This is a genomic window from Micromonospora sp. NBC_00330 (assembly GCF_036136635.1).
GTDB lineage: Bacteria > Actinomycetota > Actinomycetes > Mycobacteriales > Micromonosporaceae > Micromonospora > Micromonospora salmantinae.
This window is the reverse complement of sequence record NZ_CP108012.1, coordinates 4,577,459-4,596,509: the sequence shown is the minus strand read 5'-3', so window position 1 is coordinate 4,596,509 and position 19,051 is coordinate 4,577,459. Positions and strand designations below refer to the sequence as shown.

Sequence of the window (19,051 nt, the reverse complement as noted above, 5' to 3'; positions counted from 1 at the left end):
GGAGCTGAGCCGGCCCGCCGATCAGCCCGTCAGGGAGCCCCTCAGCAGGCTGTCACCGGAGTGGCGGGTGTTGTTGTCGTACTGCTCGGCGGAGACGTCGACCACCGAGTAGGTCTTGAGGTCGACATTCGGGGGCAGGGGTAGCAGCGCGTCCGAGCCGCCACCCAGGGTGCCGACCGAGAACATCTCCATCGTCGTCGGATTGATGAGCCAGACCTCGTAGTACCCCGCGACGCTCGGGAGATTCGCCACATGCAGATGTAGTTGGCCGTCCTGGAAAACCCGGGCGTCACCCTTGGCGGTCGGCGGGGTCGCCCCGTACGCCGCCAGCGGCGCGCTCGCCACCACCACCGGCGGCGGGGTGGGCGTCGGATCGTCCGGTCGGAGCACCGAGACGGTGCCCACGACGCCGACCGCCGCCGCGGCGGCCGCGGTCACCGCTGTGGCCACCCAGCCGGACCAGCGGCGACCCCGACGGGATCGCCGCGCCGGGTCCAGTCGGGTCACCGTCGACTCGGCCGCCGCGCCGAAGGTCTGCTCGGCCGCCGTCGTGGTGTCTGCCTGCTCGGCCGCCGTCGTGTCGGCCTGCTCGGGCACCCGGTGTCGACGGGTCTCGGTCAGCAACGGCCCGGCCTCCGCGGCCCTGACCTGGGCTTCGATGCCCTGCCAGATGTGCTCCGGCGGGTCGGGCAGGTCGGCCAGGCCCTGCGTCTCGGTGCCGAGCCCCGCCACCTGTTGAAGGCTCGCGACCTCCGCCCGGCAGAGCGCGCAGGTGCCGAGGTGGGTGCTCTCCCCGTCGTCCGCCTCGCTCTCACCGAGTGCCAGGAATACCAGCCGGTCGTGGTCCAGGTGCTGCACCGTCCACCTCCCATCTGCGTTTCAAGCTCGCCATGCCGCGTCGGATGTGACTCTTCACGGTGCCCAACGGCACGCCGGTCACAGTGGCTATCTGCTGGTGTGTCAGGTCGTCGTAGAAGGCCAGCTCCAGCATCCGTCGCTGGTCGTCCGGGAGACGAGCCAGCTCGTCGGCGATCACCAGCCGGTCCACCACGCGGTCCGGGTCCGGTTGGGTCTGCGCCGGCTCGGGAAGCTGTCGGACCGTCTCCACCACCCGGGTCTCCCGGGCCGAGGCGCGCATCCGGTCGATCACCTTCCGCCGGCCGATGCCGAGCAACCAACCGATCAGCGACCCCTTGGCCGGGTCGAACGTGTCGCGACCCAGCCAGGCGGCGACGAACGTCGCCTGGGTGACGTCCTCGGCGTCGCTGCGGTTCGCCAGCATGGACGTGGCCAGGTGGAGCACGGCACGACCGTAGCGGTCGTACGCCTCGCGGAGCGCCACGTCGTCGCCGTCGCGGAACCTGCGGTCGAGGTCGTCCACCGGAGGGTCCGGTTCCTGTCGCAGCGCCGTCATCGGGCGGCTCGCCTTCGATGGGGCATGCCCGACTGTAGCTGCCACAGCCCTCGCCCCACTTCCCCGGTCGATGTCATCTCACCAGCTCTTCGTCTCCCGACCCCGTTCCGGATGCGGTCGGGGCCGGAAAAGAAAAGTGCTTCCCGGGCGCATCCGGCCGTCCGGCAGCCGGCGTAACCCGTTCTGCAAGCCAGGCCTGACGAATCAGCACCAAATATCAGGAGGCAGACATGCAGCTCTCGTACTTCCGTCGGGTCGCCGCGGGCGGCGCGGTCGCCGCGCTGGCCTTCGCCGGCGTCGGCGCGTTCACCGCCGGCCCCGCGTACGCCGCCACGTCGAAGGTCTCCGTCGTGCACGGCATCCCGGACACCCCTGTCGACGTCTACGTCAACGGCAAGAAGACGCTGGACAACTTCAAGCCCGGTGACATCGCCGGCCCGCTGAACCTGGAGGAGGGCGACTACGACATCGCGCTCACCAAGCCGGGCGAGCCGATCGGCAGCGCGATCCTCAAGGTGGACAACGCCGCGGTGCCGGGCGGTGCGAACATCAGCATCGCGGCCCACCTCGACGCCGCCGGCCAGCCGAAGATCACCCCGTTCGTGAACGACGTCTCGAAGGTCGACGCCGGCAAGGCGCGGCTGATCGTCCGGCACACCGCCGCTGCCCCGGCGGTCGACGTGCGCGCCGGTGGCACCCCGGTCTTCGAGGACCTCACCAACCCGAACGAGGCCAAGGGCGACGTCGACGCGGGCGAGGTGGAGGCCGACGTCGTGCTGGCCGGCACCGACACCGTGGCCATCGGCCCGGCGGACCTCAACCTCAAGGAGGGCACCGCCACGATCGTCTACGCGATCGGCTCCGCCGAGGGCAAGACCCTCGACGTGGTGGCCCAGACCATCACCGGCCTGCACTCCGCCCCGGGCGGCGTGCCCAGCGGTGACGGCGGCCAGGCCGGCACGGGCGTGGACACCTGGTGGTACGTGCTCACCGGTGCCGGCGTACTCCTGCTGCTTGGTGGTGGGGTGCGGATGGCGACCGCGCGGACCGGCCGCAAGTGACGGTGCGCAATCGCGGCGCGCTGGCGGCCCTGGCCGCCGGCGTTGCCGCGCTCACCGCCGCCGCTCTGGTGGCATGCGCCAACCAGCCGGCCGGGACGGTGGGGGCCGAGGAGGCGAGCACGCTGGCCAGCCCCGCACCGACCGCCGCCGGTGCCCCGTCGGTGCCGGTGACAGCGGGTGAACTGCCCGCCGGTCTGAAGATCATCCCGCCGGTACGGCTGCTGATCCCGGAGATCGGCGTCACCGCCACCGTCAACGCGGTCGGCATCAACGAGCGGACAAACGAGTTCGAGGTGCCGCCGAGCGTCGACCAGATCGGCTGGTACCGCTACGGCCCCGGCCTGGAGACGGAGGTCGGCTCGGTGGTCATCGCCGGTCACGTGGACAGCGCCAAGCAGGGCAAGGGGGCCTTCTTCCGGCTGCGGGAGCTGGACCAGGGCGACACGTTGACAGCTACCGGCAGCGACGGCGAGGCGCGGCGCTACCGGGTCGTCGCCCGGGAGGAGTACGCCAAGACCAAGATCCCGCTGGACCGGTACTTCGCCCGCGACGGCAAGCCGCGGCTGACCCTGATCACCTGTGGTGGGCCGTTCGACGCCAAGGCGCGCAAGTACCGCGACAACATCGTCGTCACCGCGGTGCCCGCCTGACCGGGTCCGCGCGCATCGAGCCGGGGTGGAGTTCCACCCCGGCCCGAAGCGCTGCGTCCCCTCCGGCATCCGGTCCCCAAGGTGTCGGCCGTACGCTGAACGGCGATGGCTTACCTGGATCACGCGGCGACCACTCCAATGCTCGATGAGGCACTGGAGGCGTACGTCGCTACCGCCCGCGAGGTCGGCAACGCGTCCTCCCTGCACGCGGCGGGCCGCCGTGCCCGCCGCAGGGTCGAAGAGTCACGCGAGCAGGTGGCCGCGGTGTTGGGCGCCCGGCCCTCTGAGGTGATCTTCACCGGTGGTGGCACGGAGAGCGACAACCTCGCGGTCAAGGGCATCTTCTGGGCCCGCCGAGCAGCCCGGCCCGACCGCCGCCGGGTGGTCTCCAGCGCCGTCGAGCACCACGCGGTGCTGGACGCTGTCGACTGGCTGGCCCAGCATGAGGGCGCCGAGGTCGGCTGGCTGCCGGTGGACGCCGTCGGTCGGCTCGACCCGCAGACCCTGCGCGCCGAGTTGGCCGCGCACGCCGACCAGGTGGCAGTGGTCACCGCGATGTGGGCGAACAACGAGGTGGGCACCGTCCAGCCGGTGGCCGAGCTGGCCGCCGTCGCCGCCGAACACGGGGTGCCCTTCCACACCGACGCCATCCAGGCGGTCGGTCAGGTGCCCGTCGACTTCGGCGCCAGCGGGGTCGCCGCGCTGACCGTCACCGGGCACAAGTTGGGCGGCCCGACCGGGGTGGGCGCGCTGCTGCTCGCCCGGGACGTGCCGGCCACGCCGCTGCTGCACGGCGGCGGCCAGGAACGCGACATCCGCTCCGGCACCCTGGACACCGCCGGCATCGTCGCCTTCGCGGTCGCCGTGGAGTCGGCGGTGAAGGGTCAGCAGGAGTACGCGGCCCGGGTGGCCGCACTCCGCGACGACCTGATCGAGCGGGTCCGGCAGGCGGTGCCCGAGGTGATCTACAACGGTGACCCGACCGACCGGCTGCCCGGCAACGCGCACTTCTCCTTCCCCGGCTGCGAGGGCGACGCGCTGCTGCTCCTGCTCGACGCGCAGGGGATCGCCTGCTCGACCGGCTCCGCCTGCTCGGCCGGCGTGGCGCAGCCCTCGCACGTGCTGCTCGCCATGGGCGCCGACGACGACCGCGCCCGCTCCTCGCTGCGCTTCACACTGGGCCACACCAGCACCCAGGCCGACATCGACGCCCTCATCGCGGCACTCCCGGCAGCGGTCGACCGAGCCCGCCGAGCCGCCGCCCTCCGCACCCCCCGCTAGCCCGGGTCCAACCCCGCCCCGCCCCTCTCCACGGTCGATCATCGAGTTGTGGTGCCGGGAAAATGGTGACTGTTGGCTTTTGTCACCCACCACAACTCCTTGATCGACGGGGGCTGAGGTGGAAGAGGTCACTGCGCCGCCAGCGCAGCCGGCGCGGGGTGGGTGGGTAGGCTGGCGGTGGGGAAGGGAGTTCGCTGGTGAGGGTTCTGGCGGCGATGTCGGGTGGGGTTGACTCGGCCGTGGCGGCTGCGCGGGCGGTGGCGGCCGGGCACGATGTGACCGGCGTACACCTGGCGCTGGCCCGCAACCCACAGACCTATCGGACCGGCGCGCGTGGCTGCTGCACGCTGGAGGATTCCCGGGACGCCCGGCGGGCGGCCGACGTGATCGGCATCCCGTTCTACGTGTGGGACATGGCCGACCGCTTCCACGAGGACGTGGTCGACGACTTCGTCGCCGAGTACGCCGCCGGCCGTACGCCGAACCCCTGCCTGCGCTGCAACGAGAAGATCAAGTTCGCGGCGGTGCTGGACCGGGCGGTGGCCCTGGGCTTCGACGCGGTGGTGACCGGGCACCACGCCCGCCTCGGCGCGGACGGACTGCTGCGGCGCAGTGTCGACCTGGCCAAGGACCAGTCGTACGTGCTCGCCGTGCTCACCCGTGAGCAGCTCGACCGGTCGATCTTCCCGCTCGGCGACTCGACAAAGGCGCAGGTCCGCGCCGAGGCCGCCGAGCGTGGCCTGGCCGTGGCCGACAAGCCGGACTCGCACGACATCTGCTTCATCGCCGACGGGGACACCCGCGGCTTCCTCGCCGGCCGGCTCGGTGAGGCGCCCGGCGAGGTGGTGGACGCCTCCACCGGCGCGGTCGTCGGCAGCCACAGCGGCGCGTACGCGTACACGGTGGGGCAGCGTCGCGGGCTGCACCTGGACCGGCCCGCCCCGGACGGCCGGCCACGCTACGTGCTCTCGATCACGCCGACGACCAACACGGTGACCGTGGGCCCGGCGGAGGCCCTGGACGTGTCCGACGTGCACGCCGTACGTCCGGTCTGGACCGGCGGCCCCCGTCCGGACGCCCCGGTCGAGTGCGAGGTGCAGTTGCGCGCGCACGGCGACGTGGTGCCGGCGACCGTCGCCCTCGACGGTGACCGGCTGCACGCCGAGCTGCGCCGACCGGTACGCGGCGTCGCCGCCGGTCAGGCCGTGGTGGCGTACCGACCGGACCCGGCCGGCGACGTGGTCCTCGGCTCCGCGACCATCACCGGCTGACCGCACGGCCTGGGAGTTCGCGGGATAGCCTTCGCCCGTGACAGATCAGGCGTGGCCCTGGCCGGCCGGCGCGGCAACCGGAATTGGGTCGCTGCCCGGCACCGACATCGGCGAGGCTCAGCGGGTGGTCCTCGGTGAGCTTCCCGAGCTGCCCCACCTGCCCGAGTTGCCGGCCCGTGGCCCCGGAGCGGACATGATCGGCCGGTCCGCCGGGCTGCTCGTCGAGCTGCCCGTCGAGGTGTACGCGGGGCGGTGGCGGGTCGCCCCACGTCCGGGCCGCGACCTGCGCCGGGCCCGTGACCTGATGGAACGCGACCTGGACCAGCTCGCCGAGCAGGCCGAGGGGTACGCCGGGCCGATCAAGGTGCAGGCCGCCGGCCCGCTCACGCTGGCCGCCTCCCTGGAGTTACCGATCGGTGGCCGAATGCTGCGCGACCCCGGCGCGGTCCGCGACCTGACCGGCTCCCTCGCCGAAGGGCTGCGCGCGCACGTCGCGGCGGTCGCCCGCCGGCTGCCCCAGGCATCGGTGCTGCTGCAACTGGACGAGCCGTCACTGCCGACAGTGCTGGCCGGGCGGGTGCCTACCGAGAGCGGTCTGGGCGCGTACCGGGCGGTCGACTCGGTGGACGCCGCCGCCCTGCTGCGCACCGTCGTCGAGGCGGTCGGCGTGCCGACGCTGGTGCACTGCTGCGCCCCGGACGTGCCGCTGGAGCTGATCCGTTCCACCGGCGCCGTCGCTGTCGCCCTCGACCTGGACCTGGTCACCAAGCTCGACCCGCTGGGCGAGGCGATCGACGCCGGCCTCGGGTTGCTGGCCGGGGCCGCACCGACCCGGCCGCCGTCGGCCGGTGGCGCGCCGACCTCCGCGCAGATCGCCGATCGGGTACGCCAGGTCTGGGACCGCCTCGGCTTCCCCCGTCGCCAACTCGCCGAGCAGGTGGTGGTCACCCCGGCCTGCGGCCTCGCCGGCGCCACCCCCGAGTACGCGCGAGCGGTCCTCGCCGCCTGCCGGGACGCCGGCCGACGCCTCGCCGAGGACTGAGGTTTCCTGTCGTACCTGGTGGGCAGGATGACGGTCATGATTGGACAGCTGCGTTCAGTGGTGATCGACTGCCCGGATCCGCGGGCGTTGGCGGCGTTCTACGCCGAGCTGCTCGGCGTGCCGCTCGCCGAGGGCGACTCCGACGACGACTGGGTGGTGCTGGGCGGCCCACCCGGTCACCAGCCGCGCCTCGCTTTCCAACAGGCGCTCAACCTGCGCCCACCGGCCTGGCCGGATCCTGAGCGCCCACAACAGTTCCACCTCGACGTGACGGTGGACGACATCGAGGCCGCCGAGAAGGCGGCGCTCGCGCTGGGTGCTCGGCGGCTGCCAGGTGAGGGCGAGGGCTTCCGGGTCTACGCCGATCCGGCCGGCCACCCGTTCTGCCTCTGCTGGGACTGACCCTGCCGTGGGTTGCGGCGGCCGGGCATCATGGCCGCCGTGATCCACACCTCTGCGCTTCGCGCCTCCGGTTCGCTCTTCGGCCTCGCCTACGGTGACGCGCTGGGCAAGCCGACCGAGTTCCTGACCGTCGCCGAGATCGAGCGCCGGTACGGCCCGACCGGCCCGCGTGAGCTGTCCGGCGAGCCGGCACTGGTCACCGACGACACCCAGATGGCGCTGGCGGTGGGTTGGGCGCTGCACGAGGCGCCGTCGTTCACGCCGGAGGCGGTGGAGCCACTGCTGCGTCAACGCTTCCTGGCCTGGGCGGTCAGCCCGGACAACAACCGTGCCCCGGGCATGACCTGCCTGCGCGCCTGCGCGGAGCTGAGCCGTGGGGTGCCCTGGCAGGAGGCGACGGTGGTCGGCTCGAAGGGCTGCGGGGCGAACATGCGGGTCACCCCGGTCGGGTTGCTCGACGTGGACCTCGACACGCTCGCCGGGTTGGCCCAGTTGCAGGCCGGGCTGACCCACGGCCACCCGACCGGGCTGGCCGCCAGCGAACTCACCGCGTACGCGGTCTTCGTGCTGCGCGCGGGCGTACCGCTGCCCGACCTCCCCGCAGTGCTCACCGAGCGGGCATTGTCCCAGCGTCTGGTCTACTCCGAGCAGTGGCTGGGCGACCTCTGGCAGCGCGCCGGTTCCAGTTCTCCGCAGGAGTTCATCGCCCAGGGCTGGGACGAGTGCCTGGCGGTGCTGGGCCGACTGACCAACACCCTGGCGCAGCCAGACGACGGTGGTGACCCGTGTCAGGCCACCGGGGAGGGCTGGGTGGCCGAGGAGGCGCTGGCCACCGCGCTGCTCTGCGCCGTACGGCACGCCGACGACCCGGTCGCGGCGCTGGCCCGGGGCGCGACCACCGCCGGCGACTCCGACTCGATCGCCGCCCTGGCCGGCGCGTTCGTGGGCGCGGCCGTCGGCATGACCGCCTGGCCCCGCGACTGGGCCGACCGCATCGAGTACGCGGACCAGTTGGCCACCCTCGGCGCGGCCTGGGACTGACCGGGCGGCCGGGTCGGCCCGGCCTGCCTCGGCCCGGTCGGGTCCGCCTCGGCTCAGCCGGCCCCGACCGGCGCGACCGAGCAGTCATGATCAACTCGGGTTTCTGCAAACCGGGGTATCCGGGAGTTCAGGACACCGCGACTTTCAGGAACCCGAGTCGACCATGAGCAGAGCCAGGCCGTGAGGATGTGAAGGGGCGGGCGGCCACGAGGTGCGGCCGCGAGGGGTGGTCAGGAGGTGGGGAGGTGGCGCAGGCTGCGGACCTTTCGCCACAGGTCGGCGTCGCAGCGGCCGGCGTGGTCGGCGAAGGCGGCCGAGCTGAGTCGGATCGGCTCGGTGAGGCTGAGGTAACTGTCGTGCTCCGCGCCCGGGTCCCAGTCCCGAGTGGGAATCCGAACGTGGTCGTCCCGGTCGCTCTTGTCCTGGCTGGTGATCTTCAGGACGTCGGCGCCCCGGGAGTCGGCGCGCAGCACCAGGCACGGGCGCACCTTCGACCCGCTGCCGTCGGCGTACGGCACGTCGGCCCACCAGATCTCGCCGGGCGCGGGGGCGTCGCCGTGCCGTTCGGTGTCGCGCGATCGGGGTTTGGTGGACGGCCGTTCGGCGCCACGGGGCCGCGGCGGGGTGGAACGACGGCCACCGGTGCCGCCCCGACCCGGTCGGGTGCCCGCCCGCCGGTTGGCCACCCGGTGCCGCCAACTGTTCCACGCCCAGCCGGCGGCCACGGCCAGCAGGATCGCCACCGCCCAGAGCAGTGCCTCGGGCATCCGTACCTCCGTGTCGCGGCGACCCGCCGGTCGCACCGTCCGGCGATCCTTGCACGCCGCCGCCGGTGCCGCTCGCCAACCACACCGCCGCCGCGGTCCGTGCCGCTCGCCAACCACGCCGCCGCCCCACACCGCCGCCGCGGTCCGTGCCGCTCGCCAACCACGCCGCCGCCCCACACCGCCGCCGCCCCACGGCCGCGCTGCACCACCGCCCCACCGCCGCGCCGCACGCGCACCTCGACGCCGCCATGCCCGGTGGCACTCGGCCGTCACCTTGATCACGTGATGGTGGGTAGCTGGATCGGCCCGTCGACGGCTCCTGTGCATCACGTGATCACCGGATCCGGCTGAGGGCGGGGTCGCATCGGGCGCGGGCGGGCGGCGGATTGTCCCACCGGCCCGATACGGTGCCGGAGTAGCGTGATCAGGGAGGTCGCAGGCGTGTCCGAAGGTGGCGGTGTGTCCGAGGAGCAGATCGGTCAGCAGGTCAGCCCGGCGCAGGAGGCGGCGGCCGGGGCTGAGCCGACGCCGCAGGCCCGGGAACGGCATGCCGCGCTCAGCCAGGAGTTGACCGAGCACCAGTACCGCTACTACGTGCTGGACGCGCCGACCATCCCCGACGCCGATTTCGACAGGCAGTTGCGCGAGCTGGAGGCACTGGAGGAGGAGTTTCCGGCGCTGCGGACGCCGGACTCGCCGACCCAGCGGGTGGGTGGCACGTTCTCCACCGACTTCACACCGGTCACCCATGCCGAACGGATGCTCTCGCTCGACAACGCCTTCGCCGACGAGGAGTTGGCGGCCTGGGCCGAGCGGGTCGAACGGGACGCGGGCGGCCCGGTGCCCTACCTGTGCGAGCTGAAGGTCGACGGGCTGGCGATCAACCTGACCTACGAGAACGGCCGGCTGGTCCGGGCCGCGACCCGAGGCGACGGGCGTACCGGTGAGGACGTCACGGCGAACGTGCGCAGCATTCGGGACGTGCCCGGCCAGCTCGTCCCGTCCGCCGAATTCCCTAACGTTCCCGAGTTGGTGGAGGTCCGGGGCGAGATCTACTTCCCGATCGCCGCGTTCGCCGATCTCAACGCGGGTCTGGTGGAGCAGGGCAAGGCACCCTTCGCCAACCCCCGCAACGCTGCCGCCGGCAGCCTGCGACAGAAGGATCCACGGGTCACCGCCACCCGGCCGCTGCGCCTGGTGGTGCACGGCATCGGCGCCCGACGTGGGTTCCAGCCCACGGCGCAGTCCGAGTCGTACGCGGCACTGAAGTCGTGGGGGTTGCCGACCAGCGACCGGTGGCGGGTCGTCCCGGACCTGGCCGGCGTGGCGGAGTTCATCGCCTACTACGCCGAGCACCGGCACGACGTCGAGCACGAGATCGACGGCGTGGTGGTCAAGGTCGACCCGGTCTCCATCCAGGGCCGGCTCGGGTCGACCAGTCGTGCCCCCCGCTGGGCGATCGCCTTCAAGTACCCGCCGGAGGAGGTCACCACCAAGCTGCTCGACATCGACGTCAACGTGGGGCGCACCGGCCGGGTCACCCCGTTCGCCGTGCTCGAGCCGGTGCGCGTGGCCGGTTCCACAGTTGCGCTCGCGACCCTGCACAACGCCCGTGAGGTGGAGCGCAAGGGGGTGCTGATCGGCGACACGGTGGTGCTGCGCAAGGCCGGCGACGTGATCCCCGAGGTGCTCGGCCCGGTCGTCGATCTGCGGCCCGCCGATGCCCGCCCGTTCGTCATGCCGACCAGTTGCCCGGCCTGCGGCACCCCGCTCGCGCCGTCGAAGGAGGGCGACGTGGACATCCGTTGCCCCAACACCCGCAGTTGCCCGGCCCAGTTGCGGGAGCGGGTGTTCCACCTCGCCGGCCGGGGTGGCTTCGACATCGAGGTGCTCGGCTACAAGGGCGCTGCCGCCCTGCTCGACGCGGAGATCATCAGCGACGAGGGCGACCTCTTCCAGCTCGACGCCGAGCAACTGTCCCGGTCGCCGTTCTTCGTCAACAAGGACGGCAGCCTGGGCAGCAACGCCACCAAGTTGCTGGACAATCTCGCGGTTGCCCGGGAACGGGACCTGTGGCGGGTGCTGGTGGCGCTCTCCATCCGGCACGTCGGCCCGACCGCGGCCCAGGCGCTCGCCCGGCACTTCCGCTCGATGGACGCCATCGACGCGGCCACCGAGGAGGAGCTGTCCTCCGTCGACGGGGTCGGGCCGACCATCGCTGCCAGCATCCGCGAGTGGTTCGCTGTGGACTGGCACCGTGAGGTGGTCCGCAAGTGGGCCGAGGCCGGCGTACGGATGGCCGAGGAGGCGGTCGACGAGGGGCCGCGCCCGCTGGAGGGGTTGACAATGGTGGTGACCGGCACCCTCGCCGGCTATTCGCGTGACCAGGCTGCCGAGGCCGTGCAGAGCCGGGGCGGCAAGGTCAGCGGGTCGGTCTCCAAGAAGACGAGCTTCGTGGTGGTGGGGGACAACCCCGGGTCGAAGGCCGACAAGGCCGCCAGTCTCAAGGTGCCGGTGCTCGACGAGGACGGGTTCCGGCTCCTGCTGGAAGCCGGCCCGGACGCGGCCCGGGAGGTCGCTCAGCCGGGCGGCTGACCCCGCCGGCGGGCGGGCACGGCGACTGGCCGCGTATACCAACTTAATTACGACTACGACCGATTCGTGACTGTCATACCGGGAAACTGGGGGCCGAGGGCGTTTCATTGGGTCACGGCGCGCGCACCGGCACGCCGATGGTCGGTCGGGAGGTGTGGTGGAGGTCGCCGATCCACGCAACTCGCTTCCTGCGGGGCGGGTCGCACCGTTCGCCGCCTTCGTCGCCGGCATCCTGGCGGTCGCCGCGCTGACGGCCGCCGTTCCACTCGCGAGGCTCCCCGACGAGTTGTCCCAGTTGCCGGTGGCGTTCTGGACGATGGCCGCGCTCGCCGTGGTCTGCGACGCGCGCCCGTTCGTGCCACCGGGGCGCCGGCAGACGTCGGCGGTGTTCCCGTCCACCTGCTTCACCTTCGCGATCCTGCTCGGCTGGGGTCTCGGCCCGGCAGTGGTGGTGCAGGCGGTGGGTGTCGTCGTCTCGGGTTGGCGGATGCGGCACGCCGCGTGGCGCACGGCGTTCAACGTCGGCCAGTACGCGTGTGCCCTCGCCGCCGCGTACGGCGTGATCCAGCTCGGCTCGGGCACCATCTTCTCCGGTGGGCGGTTGCACTGGACCGACGTGGCCGCCGTCGGCGGTGCCGCGCTGGCCTGGTTCGTCGTCAACTACGGGTTGGTCAGCTGGGCGGTGCGGCTGCGGTTCGGGGACCGCTGGTGGCCCACCGTCCGACAGGGCCTCGGCTTCGAGTTGCTCTCCACCGGCTCGCTGCTGCTGCTCGCCCCGGTGCTGGTCGCGGCGGCGCGGGTCAGCGCCGCGCTGATCCCGCTGGTGCTGGTGCCGCTCTTCGCCGTCTACCGGATGGCGCGGTTGACGAACGAACAGCAGCACCTTGCCGCCGCCGACCCGCTGACCGGGCTGCCCAACCGCAAGGCCCTGCTGGCCGAGGTGGCCGAGCAGGTGCACCTGCATGCCGAGCGGACCGCCCGCGGTGAACCCGACGGGCAGCTCGCGCTCCTGCTGATCGACCTGGACCGTTTCAAGAACGTCAACGACGCCCTCGGGCACGCCGTGGGCGACCGGCTGCTGGTCGAGGTCAGCGCCCGGCTCACCGACATGCAGCCCCGGCCGCAGATGATCGCCCGGCTGGGCGGTGACGAGTTCGCCATCGTGATGACCGGGCTGACCGACGTCGGTCAGGCGCGCGAGTTGGCCGACCGGGTGGTCGAGGCGCTGGCCGAGCCGGTGCCGCTCGACGGGCTGCCGTTGGACGTGGGCGGGTCGATCGGGATCGCCCTCTTCCCGGAGCACGGCGAGGACTTCGCCACCCTGATGCGCCACGCCGACGTCGCGATGTACGACGCCAAACACCGCAACGACACGGTGGCCGTGTACGCCCCGGAGTCCGACCACAACTCCGCCGAGCGACTCGGCCTCCTCGCCGACCTGCGCCGCGTACTGGAGGCCAGCCCTTCGCCCGAGGAGCCGTTCGACGCCGACGCCGAGTCGGCAGTTCAGGGCCAGGTCGAGGGCCAGGGCGAGGGTGCGGAGCCGGACGGGAACGGCCGGCACGGCGTGCCGAGCGACGCCGAGCGGACTGCCGACGTACCCCTCGTCGCGTCGGCGGAGGTGCGCGGCGGTGACGGTGCGGCGCTGCCCACCGGCGCCCCGGCCGGGGGCGCGCTGCCCACCGCGGCGTCGGACCGGTCCGCGCCAGCGGCGGACCCGGCGTCGGCGGTCGCCGCAGCACGGCCGGGAGCTGCCCGGTGGTGGGCACGCCGTCGGCGCACCGACGCCGAGCTGGTGCACTCCGATGAGCTGATCAACCGGATCGCCACCGGCGCCGACCCGATCCGGGGCCGCAACGCCCGTGCCACTGTCGCCGGCACCCGTTCCGGCCCGGCCCGGGAGCGGCGCGCCGGGGGCGGGATCGGTCGGCGGTCCCCGAACGGGAGCGCGGTGGGCAAGGGGCGCAACGGGGCTCGGCGCGACGTCGGGCCGGGTACGCCCGGGCAGCCACTCGAATCGACCGGTTGGGCACACGCGGACGACGAGCCGGCCGACGACGCCGGGGAAATCACCATGTACTACCAGCCGCAGATCGCCATCGCGACCGGCGAGGTGGTCGGCGTCGAGGCCCTGCTGCGGTGGCGGCACCCCCGCCGAGGGATGGTCGACCCGGAGGAACTCATCCGGGTCGCCGAGCAGAGCGCCGTGATGCGACTGCTCACCCGTCGTGTCGTCGACGACGTGGTGGAGCAGCTCGCCAAGTGGTCGGCGGCCGGCATCGGCCTGCGCGCGGCGCTGAACGTGAGCGTGCGCGACCTGCACACCGGCGAGATCGCCGACCAGATCGCCGACCGGCTGGCCCGCCACGGGGTGCCGGCCGAGCGGCTTCAGGTCGAGATCACCGAGGGCGCGTTGATGGCCGACCCGCGTCGGGTGCTGGCCACCATTTCCCGGCTGCACCGGATCGGGGTGGCCATCGCGCTGGACGACTTCGGCACCGGCTACTCCTCGCTCCAGCACCTGCGCCGCCTGCCGCTGTCCGAGGTGAAGGTGGACCGGTCGTTCGTCCTCGGCATGGCCGACGACGCCGACGACGCGGCGATCGTCCGGTCGATGATCGAGCTGGCCGGCGCGCTGGGGCTGCGGGTGGTGGCCGAGGGTGTCGAGGACGAGCGGACCTGGCGGATGTTGCACGCCGCCGGCTGCGACGCCGCTCAGGGGTGGTTCTACGCCCGGCCGATGCCGGCCGAGGAGTTGGTCACCTGGCTGGCCCGGTACCGGCCGGTGCGTCCGACCGGCGGGCTCCCGCAGCCGGATGTCGCTCGCCGCCCCACCCGCTGACCCGGCACGAGGGTCGCCGGAGGGGGAGTCGGGGACGCGGCACCGGAGCGGAACAATAGACTCGCTCCGGTCACCGCGTGTCACGCTCCACCTGTCGCGCGGCCGGCACACCGCCCGACCAGCAGGAATTCAGAAGGGGGCACGGATGGCCGCCATCTCCCGCGAGGAGGTCGCGCACCTGGCGCGCCTGTCGCGGCTCGCCGTCACCGAGGAGGAGCTGGACACGTTCGCCGGCCAGCTCGACGTGATCCTCCAGGCGGTCGCCCAGGTCGGCGAGGTCGCCGCCGCGGACATCCCGCCGACCTCGCACTCGGTGCCGCTGACCAACATCTTCCGCGAGGACGTCGTCACGCCGTGCCTGACCCCGGAGGAAGCGCTGTCGGGCGCGCCCGACGCCGAGGACCAGCGGTTCCGCGTGCCGCGGATCCTGACCGAGGATGTGGCCTCATGAGCGAACTGACCGGCAAGAGCGATCTGACCAGAATGACCGCGACGGAGATCGCGAGCCTGGTCGCCGGGGGCGAGACCTCGGCCGTCGAGGTGACCCAGGCGCACCTGGACCGGATCGCCGCTGTCGACGACCGGGTGCACGCCTTCCTGCACGTCGACACCGAGGGCGCGCTCGCCGCGGCCCGCGCGGTGGACGAGCGCCGGGCCGCCGGCGAGGAGCTGGGCCCGCTCGCGGGTGTGCCGGTCGCGGTCAAGGACGTGCTCGCCACCCGGGGTGTACCGACCACCTTGGGGTCGAAGATCCTGGAGGGCTGGCGCCCGCCGTACGACGCGACGATCGTGCAGCGGCTGCGGGAGGCCGGCACGGTGATGCTCGGCAAGACCAACATGGACGAGTTCGCGATGGGCTCCTCCACCGAATACTCGGCGTACGGCCCGACGCACAACCCGTGGGACCTGAGCCGGATCCCCGGTGGTTCGGGTGGTGGCAGCGCCGCCGCGCTGGCCGCGTACGAGGCGCCGCTGGCGATCGGCTCGGACACCGGCGGCTCGATCCGTCAGCCCGGCGCGGTCACCGGCACCGTGGGCGCCAAGCCCACCTACGGCGGCACCTCCCGTTACGGGCTGGTGGCCTTCTCCTCGTCGCTCGACACCCCCGGCCCGTGTGCCCGTACGGTGCTCGACGCGGCTCTGCTGCACCAGGTGATCGGTGGGCACGACCCGCGCGACTCCACCTCGATCCCGCAGCCGGTGCCGGACGTGGTGGCGGCGGCGAAGCTCGGCGCGACCGGTGACCTGACCGGTGTGCGGCTCGGCATCGTGAGCGAGTTCGTGGGCGAGGGCGCGGAGCCGGGCGTGATGGCGGCGTTCCGTGAGTCGGTGGACGCGCTGACCAAGATGGGCGCCGAGGTCGTCGAGGTGTCCTGCCCGACGTTCGCGTACGCCCTGCCGGCGTACTACCTGATCGCCCCGAGCGAGTGTTCCTCCAACCTGGCCCGGTTCGACGGTGTCCGGTTCGGCCTGCGGGTCGGCGACGACGGCAACCGGTCGCTGGAGGAGGTCATGTCGCTGACCCGGGAGGCCGGCTTCGGCCCGGAGGTCAAGCGCCGCATCATGATCGGCACGTACGCATTGTCGTCGGGTTACTACGACGCGTACTACGGGCAGGCGCAGAAGGTCCGGACGCTCATCACCCGGGACTTCACCGCCGCGTTCGAGCGGGTCGACGCGCTGATCTCGCCGACCACCCCGTCGGTGGCGTTCCCGATGGGCGCGCGGACCGCCGACCCGTACCAGATGTACCTGGCCGACCTGTACACGATTCCGACGAACCTGTACGGCGGGCCGGGCATCTCGGTGCCCTGTGGGCTCTCCGAGGGGCTGCCGGTCGGCCTTCAGGTGATGGCCCCGACGATGGCCGACGACCGGATGTACCGGGTCGCCGCCGCGTTGGAGTCCGCAGTCGGCACGTTCACCCCGCCGGCGCTGTAGAACGAAATTCACCGCATCGGCGCCGAGGGACCTGTCCCTCGGCGCCGATGGCGCGTCTGGGCGGGTTGGGCGTCGATCAGGGCTGGGTGGGCGGCCCGGCGAGGTAGCGGCGGGCCTCCCGCAGGTCACGCCAGCGCATCCATCCCTGGGTCGCCCAGAGGGCACCGAGCGCCACCGCGATCACCCGGGTCGAGAGGTGAGGTGCGCCGACGACCAGCAGTGCTTCGAGCAGCACGCCGACACCGAGGATCCAGAGCACCCAGCGCCCACCCGTGCGGCGTTCTGCCTCCCGGCGGGCGAGGGCGTCGACGCGCGGGTCGTCGGCGTGGCCGGCGCGGAGGGCCTGGCGAACCGCCGGATCGGCGGTCCGGCCGGCCCGGGGGCCGGGCAGCCGGTGCCCGGCCAGCAGCGCCACCGCCGCGCCGACCGCCGCGAAGAAGAGTGAGAGCGTGAAGATCGTGAGTACGCCGCGCGGCGAGGTCTCCCGCCCGTCCAGGACGAACAGCGCCACCGTCAGCGTCGGGAGCCCCACCACCAGCCCTGCGGCGACCAGTGCCGCGCTCCGCCACGAGCGGCGGCCGACCGACTGTCGCAGTGAGGTCGGCCGACGTCCACCGGCGGGTGGGATCGAGGCCGAAGTGGGGTGCCGAGCTGGCGGGTCGGCCGGCGGACCGATGACCCGGTCGGTCTGACCCGGCGGCTCAGCCGCCGACGGGGTCACGATCCCTCCCGGTCTCGCTGGCGTGACGCCGTCCACCGTCCCGTCCCCCACGCGGTGGCCAGCCCGATCAGGCCCGGAATGATGAGCAGGACCACCAGTAGCTGAAGGTCCTCCGGTTGCCGCTCGCCGCCGGCGGCAGACCAGCCGATGAGGGTGAGCACGGCCGCCACCACCCACGCGACCAGCACGACCAGCACGACCTGCTTCGTGTTGTACCGTCGTCCCGGCCTGTCCGGTCCGACGGATCGATCATTCCCCGTATTCGTCATGGTCGACGGGTACCCGAGTGACGTTGCGAACACACCTGGCTCGCGGAGGTTGCCGGTGGGTCGGGAAACCCGGCCGAGGATTGATCGGGCAACCCCATTAGGCTGGACAGGTTCTGTCCCGGATCGCGCCTGGAGCGTCTCATGACCACGACACTGCCCGCGTACGACGAGGTCGTTGCGCGCTTCGAACCGGTGATCGGCCTGGAGACCCACGTCGAGCTGGGCACGAACACCAAGATGTTCTGCGGTTGCCCGACCGACTTCGGCGGCGAGCCGAACACCCGGGTCTGCCCGGTGTGCCTGGGTCTGCCCGGTTCGCTGCCGGTGGCCAACAAGGCGGCTATCGAGGCGATCATCCGGATCGGCCTGGCGTTGAACTGCTCGATCGCCGAGTGGTGCCGGTTCGCCCGGAAGAACTACTTCTACCCGGACATGCCGAAGAACTTCCAGATCAGCCAGTACGACGAGCCGATCTGCGTCGACGGTTACCTGGACGTCGAGGTCAACGGCGAGACGGTACGGATCGAGATCGAGCGGGTGCACCTCGAGGAGGACACCGGCAAGACGCTGCACGTCGGCGGTGCCACCGGCCGCATCCACGGCGCGACGGAGTCGCTCGTCGACTACAACCGGGCCGGCATCCCGCTGGTCGAGATCGTGACCAAGCCGATCACGGGCACCGGTGCGCTCGCGCCCGACGTGGCAAAGGCGTACGTCGCCGAGCTGCGCGACGTGATCCGCACCCTCGGCGTCTCCGACGTGCGGATGGAGGAGGGTTCGCTGCGCTGCGACGTGAACACCTCGCTCAACCTGCCGGGCGCGGAGTGGGGCACCCGTACCGAGACCAAGAACGTCAACTCGCTGCGGTCGGTGGAGCGGGCGGTCCGCTCGGAGATGCTGCGGCAGGCGTCGGTGCTGGACGCGGGCGGCCGGATCACCCAGGAGACGCGCCACTTCCACGAGGACACCGGTGACACCACCCCGGGTCGCTCGAAGGAGACGGCCACCGACTACCGGTACTTCCCCGAGCCGGATCTGGTGCCGATCGCCCCGGACCCGGCCTGGGTCGCCGAGCTGAAGGCCGCCCTGCCGGAGCTGCCCCGGGTGCACCGGCGTCGGCTCCAGGAGCAGTGGGGCCTCTCCGACCTGGACATGCAGTCGGTGCTGAACGCTGGCGCGGTCGAGCTGATCGAGGCCACAGTGGCCGCCGGCACCACCCCGGCCGCGGCCCGCAAGTGGTGGCTGGGTGAGCTGTCCCGCCGGGCCAACGAGAGCGGCGTGGAGCTGGCCGAGATCGGTGCCACCCCCGCCCAGGTCGCCGAGCTTCAGGGGCTGGTCGACGCCGGCAAGCTCAACGACAAGATGGCCCGCACGGTGCTGGAGGGCGTGGTCGACGGTGAGGGCTCGCCCACCGAGATCATGACCAGCCGGGGCCTGGAGGTCGTGTCGGACACCGGCGCGCTCACCGCCGCCGTGGACGAGGCGATCGCCGCGAACCCCGGCATCGCCGACAAGATCCGCAGCGGCAAGGTCGCTGCGGTCGGCGCGCTGGTCGGCGCGGTCATGAAGACCACCCGTGGGCAGGCCGACGCGAAGACCCTGCGTGAGCTGATCCTGGAGCGCCTCGGCGTCCAGGGCTGAGAGACCCACCCGAAGAAGGCCGCCGCCGCGACCCGGCGGCGGCCTTCCGCAACCCCCTGTCGACTTTGCGGCCACCCCGCACCCCTCGCGAGGGCGTCAACGGCGACGCCTGG

The 19,051-nt window shown here is 72.6% G+C and carries 18 protein-coding genes; 13 read left to right on the top strand and 5 right to left on the bottom strand.

The genetic code is table 11. From position 1 onward, the window contains the following. Positions 1 to 21: 21 nt before the first annotated feature. Both OG598_RS20655 and OG598_RS20650 read right to left on the bottom strand, forming a co-directional pair. Entirely contained in the window at positions 22 to 858 is an 837-nt protein-coding gene (locus OG598_RS20655) for an anti-sigma factor (RefSeq protein WP_328650660.1), read from the bottom strand. Further along, positions 812 to 1,414, bottom strand: a complete 603-nt coding sequence (locus OG598_RS20650) for an RNA polymerase sigma factor (RefSeq protein WP_328650659.1) — start codon at positions 1,412 to 1,414, stop codon at positions 812 to 814. The genes OG598_RS20655 and OG598_RS20650 overlap by 47 nt, the downstream gene beginning before the upstream one ends. Positions 1,415 to 1,644: 230 nt before the next feature. On the opposite strand from OG598_RS20650, the gene OG598_RS20645 reads away from it, so the two are divergent. The 7 genes from OG598_RS20645 (at position 1,645) to OG598_RS20615 (ending at position 8,162) form a co-directional block, all read left to right on the top strand. Continuing rightward, a complete protein-coding gene (locus tag OG598_RS20645) occupies positions 1,645 to 2,475 on the top strand; it encodes a DUF4397 domain-containing protein (protein ID WP_328650658.1) in 831 nt (276 codons plus the stop codon). Further along, on the top strand, positions 2,472 to 3,125 hold the full coding sequence (locus tag OG598_RS20640) for a class F sortase (RefSeq protein ID WP_328650657.1): 654 nt from the start codon (positions 2,472 to 2,474) through the stop codon (positions 3,123 to 3,125). The genes OG598_RS20645 and OG598_RS20640 overlap by 4 nt, the downstream gene beginning before the upstream one ends. A 105-nt stretch (positions 3,126 to 3,230) precedes the next feature. After that, a complete protein-coding gene (locus OG598_RS20635) occupies positions 3,231 to 4,406 on the top strand; it encodes a cysteine desulfurase family protein (protein WP_328650656.1) in 1,176 nt (391 codons plus the stop codon). Between the two features lie 197 nt (positions 4,407 to 4,603). Further along, entirely contained in the window at positions 4,604 to 5,677 is a 1,074-nt protein-coding gene (gene mnmA / locus OG598_RS20630; RefSeq protein WP_328650655.1) for a tRNA 2-thiouridine(34) synthase MnmA, read from the top strand. A gap of 37 nt (positions 5,678 to 5,714) precedes the next feature. After that, the gene (locus OG598_RS20625; protein ID WP_328650654.1) at positions 5,715 to 6,719 is read left to right on the top strand and encodes a methionine synthase; all 1,005 of its coding nucleotides are present in this window, start codon (positions 5,715 to 5,717) and stop codon (positions 6,717 to 6,719) included. 36 nt (positions 6,720 to 6,755) lie between these two features. Next, on the top strand, positions 6,756 to 7,121 hold the full coding sequence (locus OG598_RS20620) for a VOC family protein (protein WP_181539234.1): 366 nt from the start codon (positions 6,756 to 6,758) through the stop codon (positions 7,119 to 7,121). A gap of 30 nt (positions 7,122 to 7,151) precedes the next feature. Next, positions 7,152 to 8,162 carry an ADP-ribosylglycohydrolase family protein gene (locus tag OG598_RS20615; protein ID WP_328650653.1) on the top strand — a complete coding sequence of 337 codons (1,011 nt, stop codon included), beginning with the start codon at positions 7,152 to 7,154 and terminating at the stop codon, positions 8,160 to 8,162. Positions 8,163 to 8,392: 230 nt separating this feature from the next. Here OG598_RS20615 and OG598_RS20610 read toward each other — a convergent pair whose 3' ends face one another. Further along, positions 8,393 to 8,929 (bottom strand): type II toxin-antitoxin system PemK/MazF family toxin, encoded by a 537-nt coding sequence (locus OG598_RS20610; protein ID WP_328650652.1) that lies wholly within the window; start codon positions 8,927 to 8,929, stop codon positions 8,393 to 8,395. A gap of 65 nt (positions 8,930 to 8,994) precedes the next feature. Here OG598_RS20610 and OG598_RS20605 point away from each other — a divergent pair, with 65 nt between their 5' ends. The 5 genes from OG598_RS20605 (at position 8,995) to gatA (ending at position 16,307) form a co-directional block, all read left to right on the top strand. After that, on the top strand, positions 8,995 to 9,207 hold the full coding sequence (locus OG598_RS20605) for a hypothetical protein (RefSeq protein ID WP_328650651.1): 213 nt from the start codon (positions 8,995 to 8,997) through the stop codon (positions 9,205 to 9,207). A gap of 181 nt (positions 9,208 to 9,388) precedes the next feature. After that, positions 9,389 to 11,524 carry an NAD-dependent DNA ligase LigA gene (gene ligA, locus OG598_RS20600; protein WP_328650650.1) on the top strand — a complete coding sequence of 712 codons (2,136 nt, stop codon included), beginning with the start codon at positions 9,389 to 9,391 and terminating at the stop codon, positions 11,522 to 11,524. A gap of 157 nt (positions 11,525 to 11,681) precedes the next feature. Then, the gene (locus tag OG598_RS20595; protein ID WP_328650649.1) at positions 11,682 to 14,366 is read left to right on the top strand and encodes an EAL domain-containing protein; all 2,685 of its coding nucleotides are present in this window, start codon (positions 11,682 to 11,684) and stop codon (positions 14,364 to 14,366) included. A 145-nt stretch (positions 14,367 to 14,511) separates the two neighbouring features. Next, positions 14,512 to 14,817, top strand: a complete 306-nt coding sequence (gene gatC, locus OG598_RS20590; protein ID WP_091393256.1) for an Asp-tRNA(Asn)/Glu-tRNA(Gln) amidotransferase subunit GatC — start codon at positions 14,512 to 14,514, stop codon at positions 14,815 to 14,817. Continuing rightward, on the top strand, positions 14,814 to 16,307 hold the full coding sequence (gene gatA, locus OG598_RS20585) for an Asp-tRNA(Asn)/Glu-tRNA(Gln) amidotransferase subunit GatA (protein ID WP_328650648.1): 1,494 nt from the start codon (positions 14,814 to 14,816) through the stop codon (positions 16,305 to 16,307). The genes gatC and gatA overlap by 4 nt, the downstream gene beginning before the upstream one ends. Before the next feature lie 76 nt (positions 16,308 to 16,383). On the opposite strand, the gene OG598_RS20580 is transcribed toward gatA, so the two are convergent. Both OG598_RS20580 and OG598_RS20575 read right to left on the bottom strand, forming a co-directional pair. Then, a complete protein-coding gene (locus OG598_RS20580) occupies positions 16,384 to 17,028 on the bottom strand; it encodes a hypothetical protein (protein ID WP_328650647.1) in 645 nt (214 codons plus the stop codon). Continuing rightward, positions 17,025 to 17,225, bottom strand: coding sequence for a hypothetical protein (locus tag OG598_RS20575; RefSeq protein WP_328650646.1), 201 nt, complete (start codon positions 17,223 to 17,225; stop codon positions 17,025 to 17,027). The genes OG598_RS20580 and OG598_RS20575 overlap by 4 nt, the downstream gene beginning before the upstream one ends. Before the next feature lie 213 nt (positions 17,226 to 17,438). On the opposite strand from OG598_RS20575, the gene gatB reads away from it, so the two are divergent. Beyond that, on the top strand, positions 17,439 to 18,938 hold the full coding sequence (gene gatB / locus OG598_RS20570) for an Asp-tRNA(Asn)/Glu-tRNA(Gln) amidotransferase subunit GatB (protein WP_328650645.1): 1,500 nt from the start codon (positions 17,439 to 17,441) through the stop codon (positions 18,936 to 18,938). The last annotated feature ends 113 nt before the right edge of the window (positions 18,939 to 19,051 follow it).

Bases quoted from the DNA above. Each gene is read 5' to 3' on its own strand.
- OG598_RS20650 (WP_328650659.1), bottom strand. From the start codon at position 1,414: ATGACGGCGCTGCGACAGGAACCGGACCCTCCGGTGGACGACCTCGAC.
- OG598_RS20645 (WP_328650658.1), top strand. From the start codon at position 1,645: ATGCAGCTCTCGTACTTCCGTCGGGTCGCCGCGGGCGGCGCGGTCGCC.
- OG598_RS20635 (WP_328650656.1), top strand. From the start codon at position 3,231: ATGGCTTACCTGGATCACGCGGCGACCACTCCAATGCTCGATGAGGCA.
- OG598_RS20620 (WP_181539234.1), top strand. From the start codon at position 6,756: ATGATTGGACAGCTGCGTTCAGTGGTGATCGACTGCCCGGATCCGCGG.
- OG598_RS20615 (WP_328650653.1), top strand. From the start codon at position 7,152: ATGGCCGCCGTGATCCACACCTCTGCGCTTCGCGCCTCCGGTTCGCTC.
- OG598_RS20610 (WP_328650652.1), bottom strand. From the start codon at position 8,929: ATGCCCGAGGCACTGCTCTGGGCGGTGGCGATCCTGCTGGCCGTGGCC.
- gatC (WP_091393256.1), top strand. From the start codon at position 14,512: ATGGCCGCCATCTCCCGCGAGGAGGTCGCGCACCTGGCGCGCCTGTCG.
- gatA (WP_328650648.1), top strand. From the start codon at position 14,814: ATGAGCGAACTGACCGGCAAGAGCGATCTGACCAGAATGACCGCGACG.
- gatB (WP_328650645.1), top strand. From the start codon at position 17,439: ATGACCACGACACTGCCCGCGTACGACGAGGTCGTTGCGCGCTTCGAA.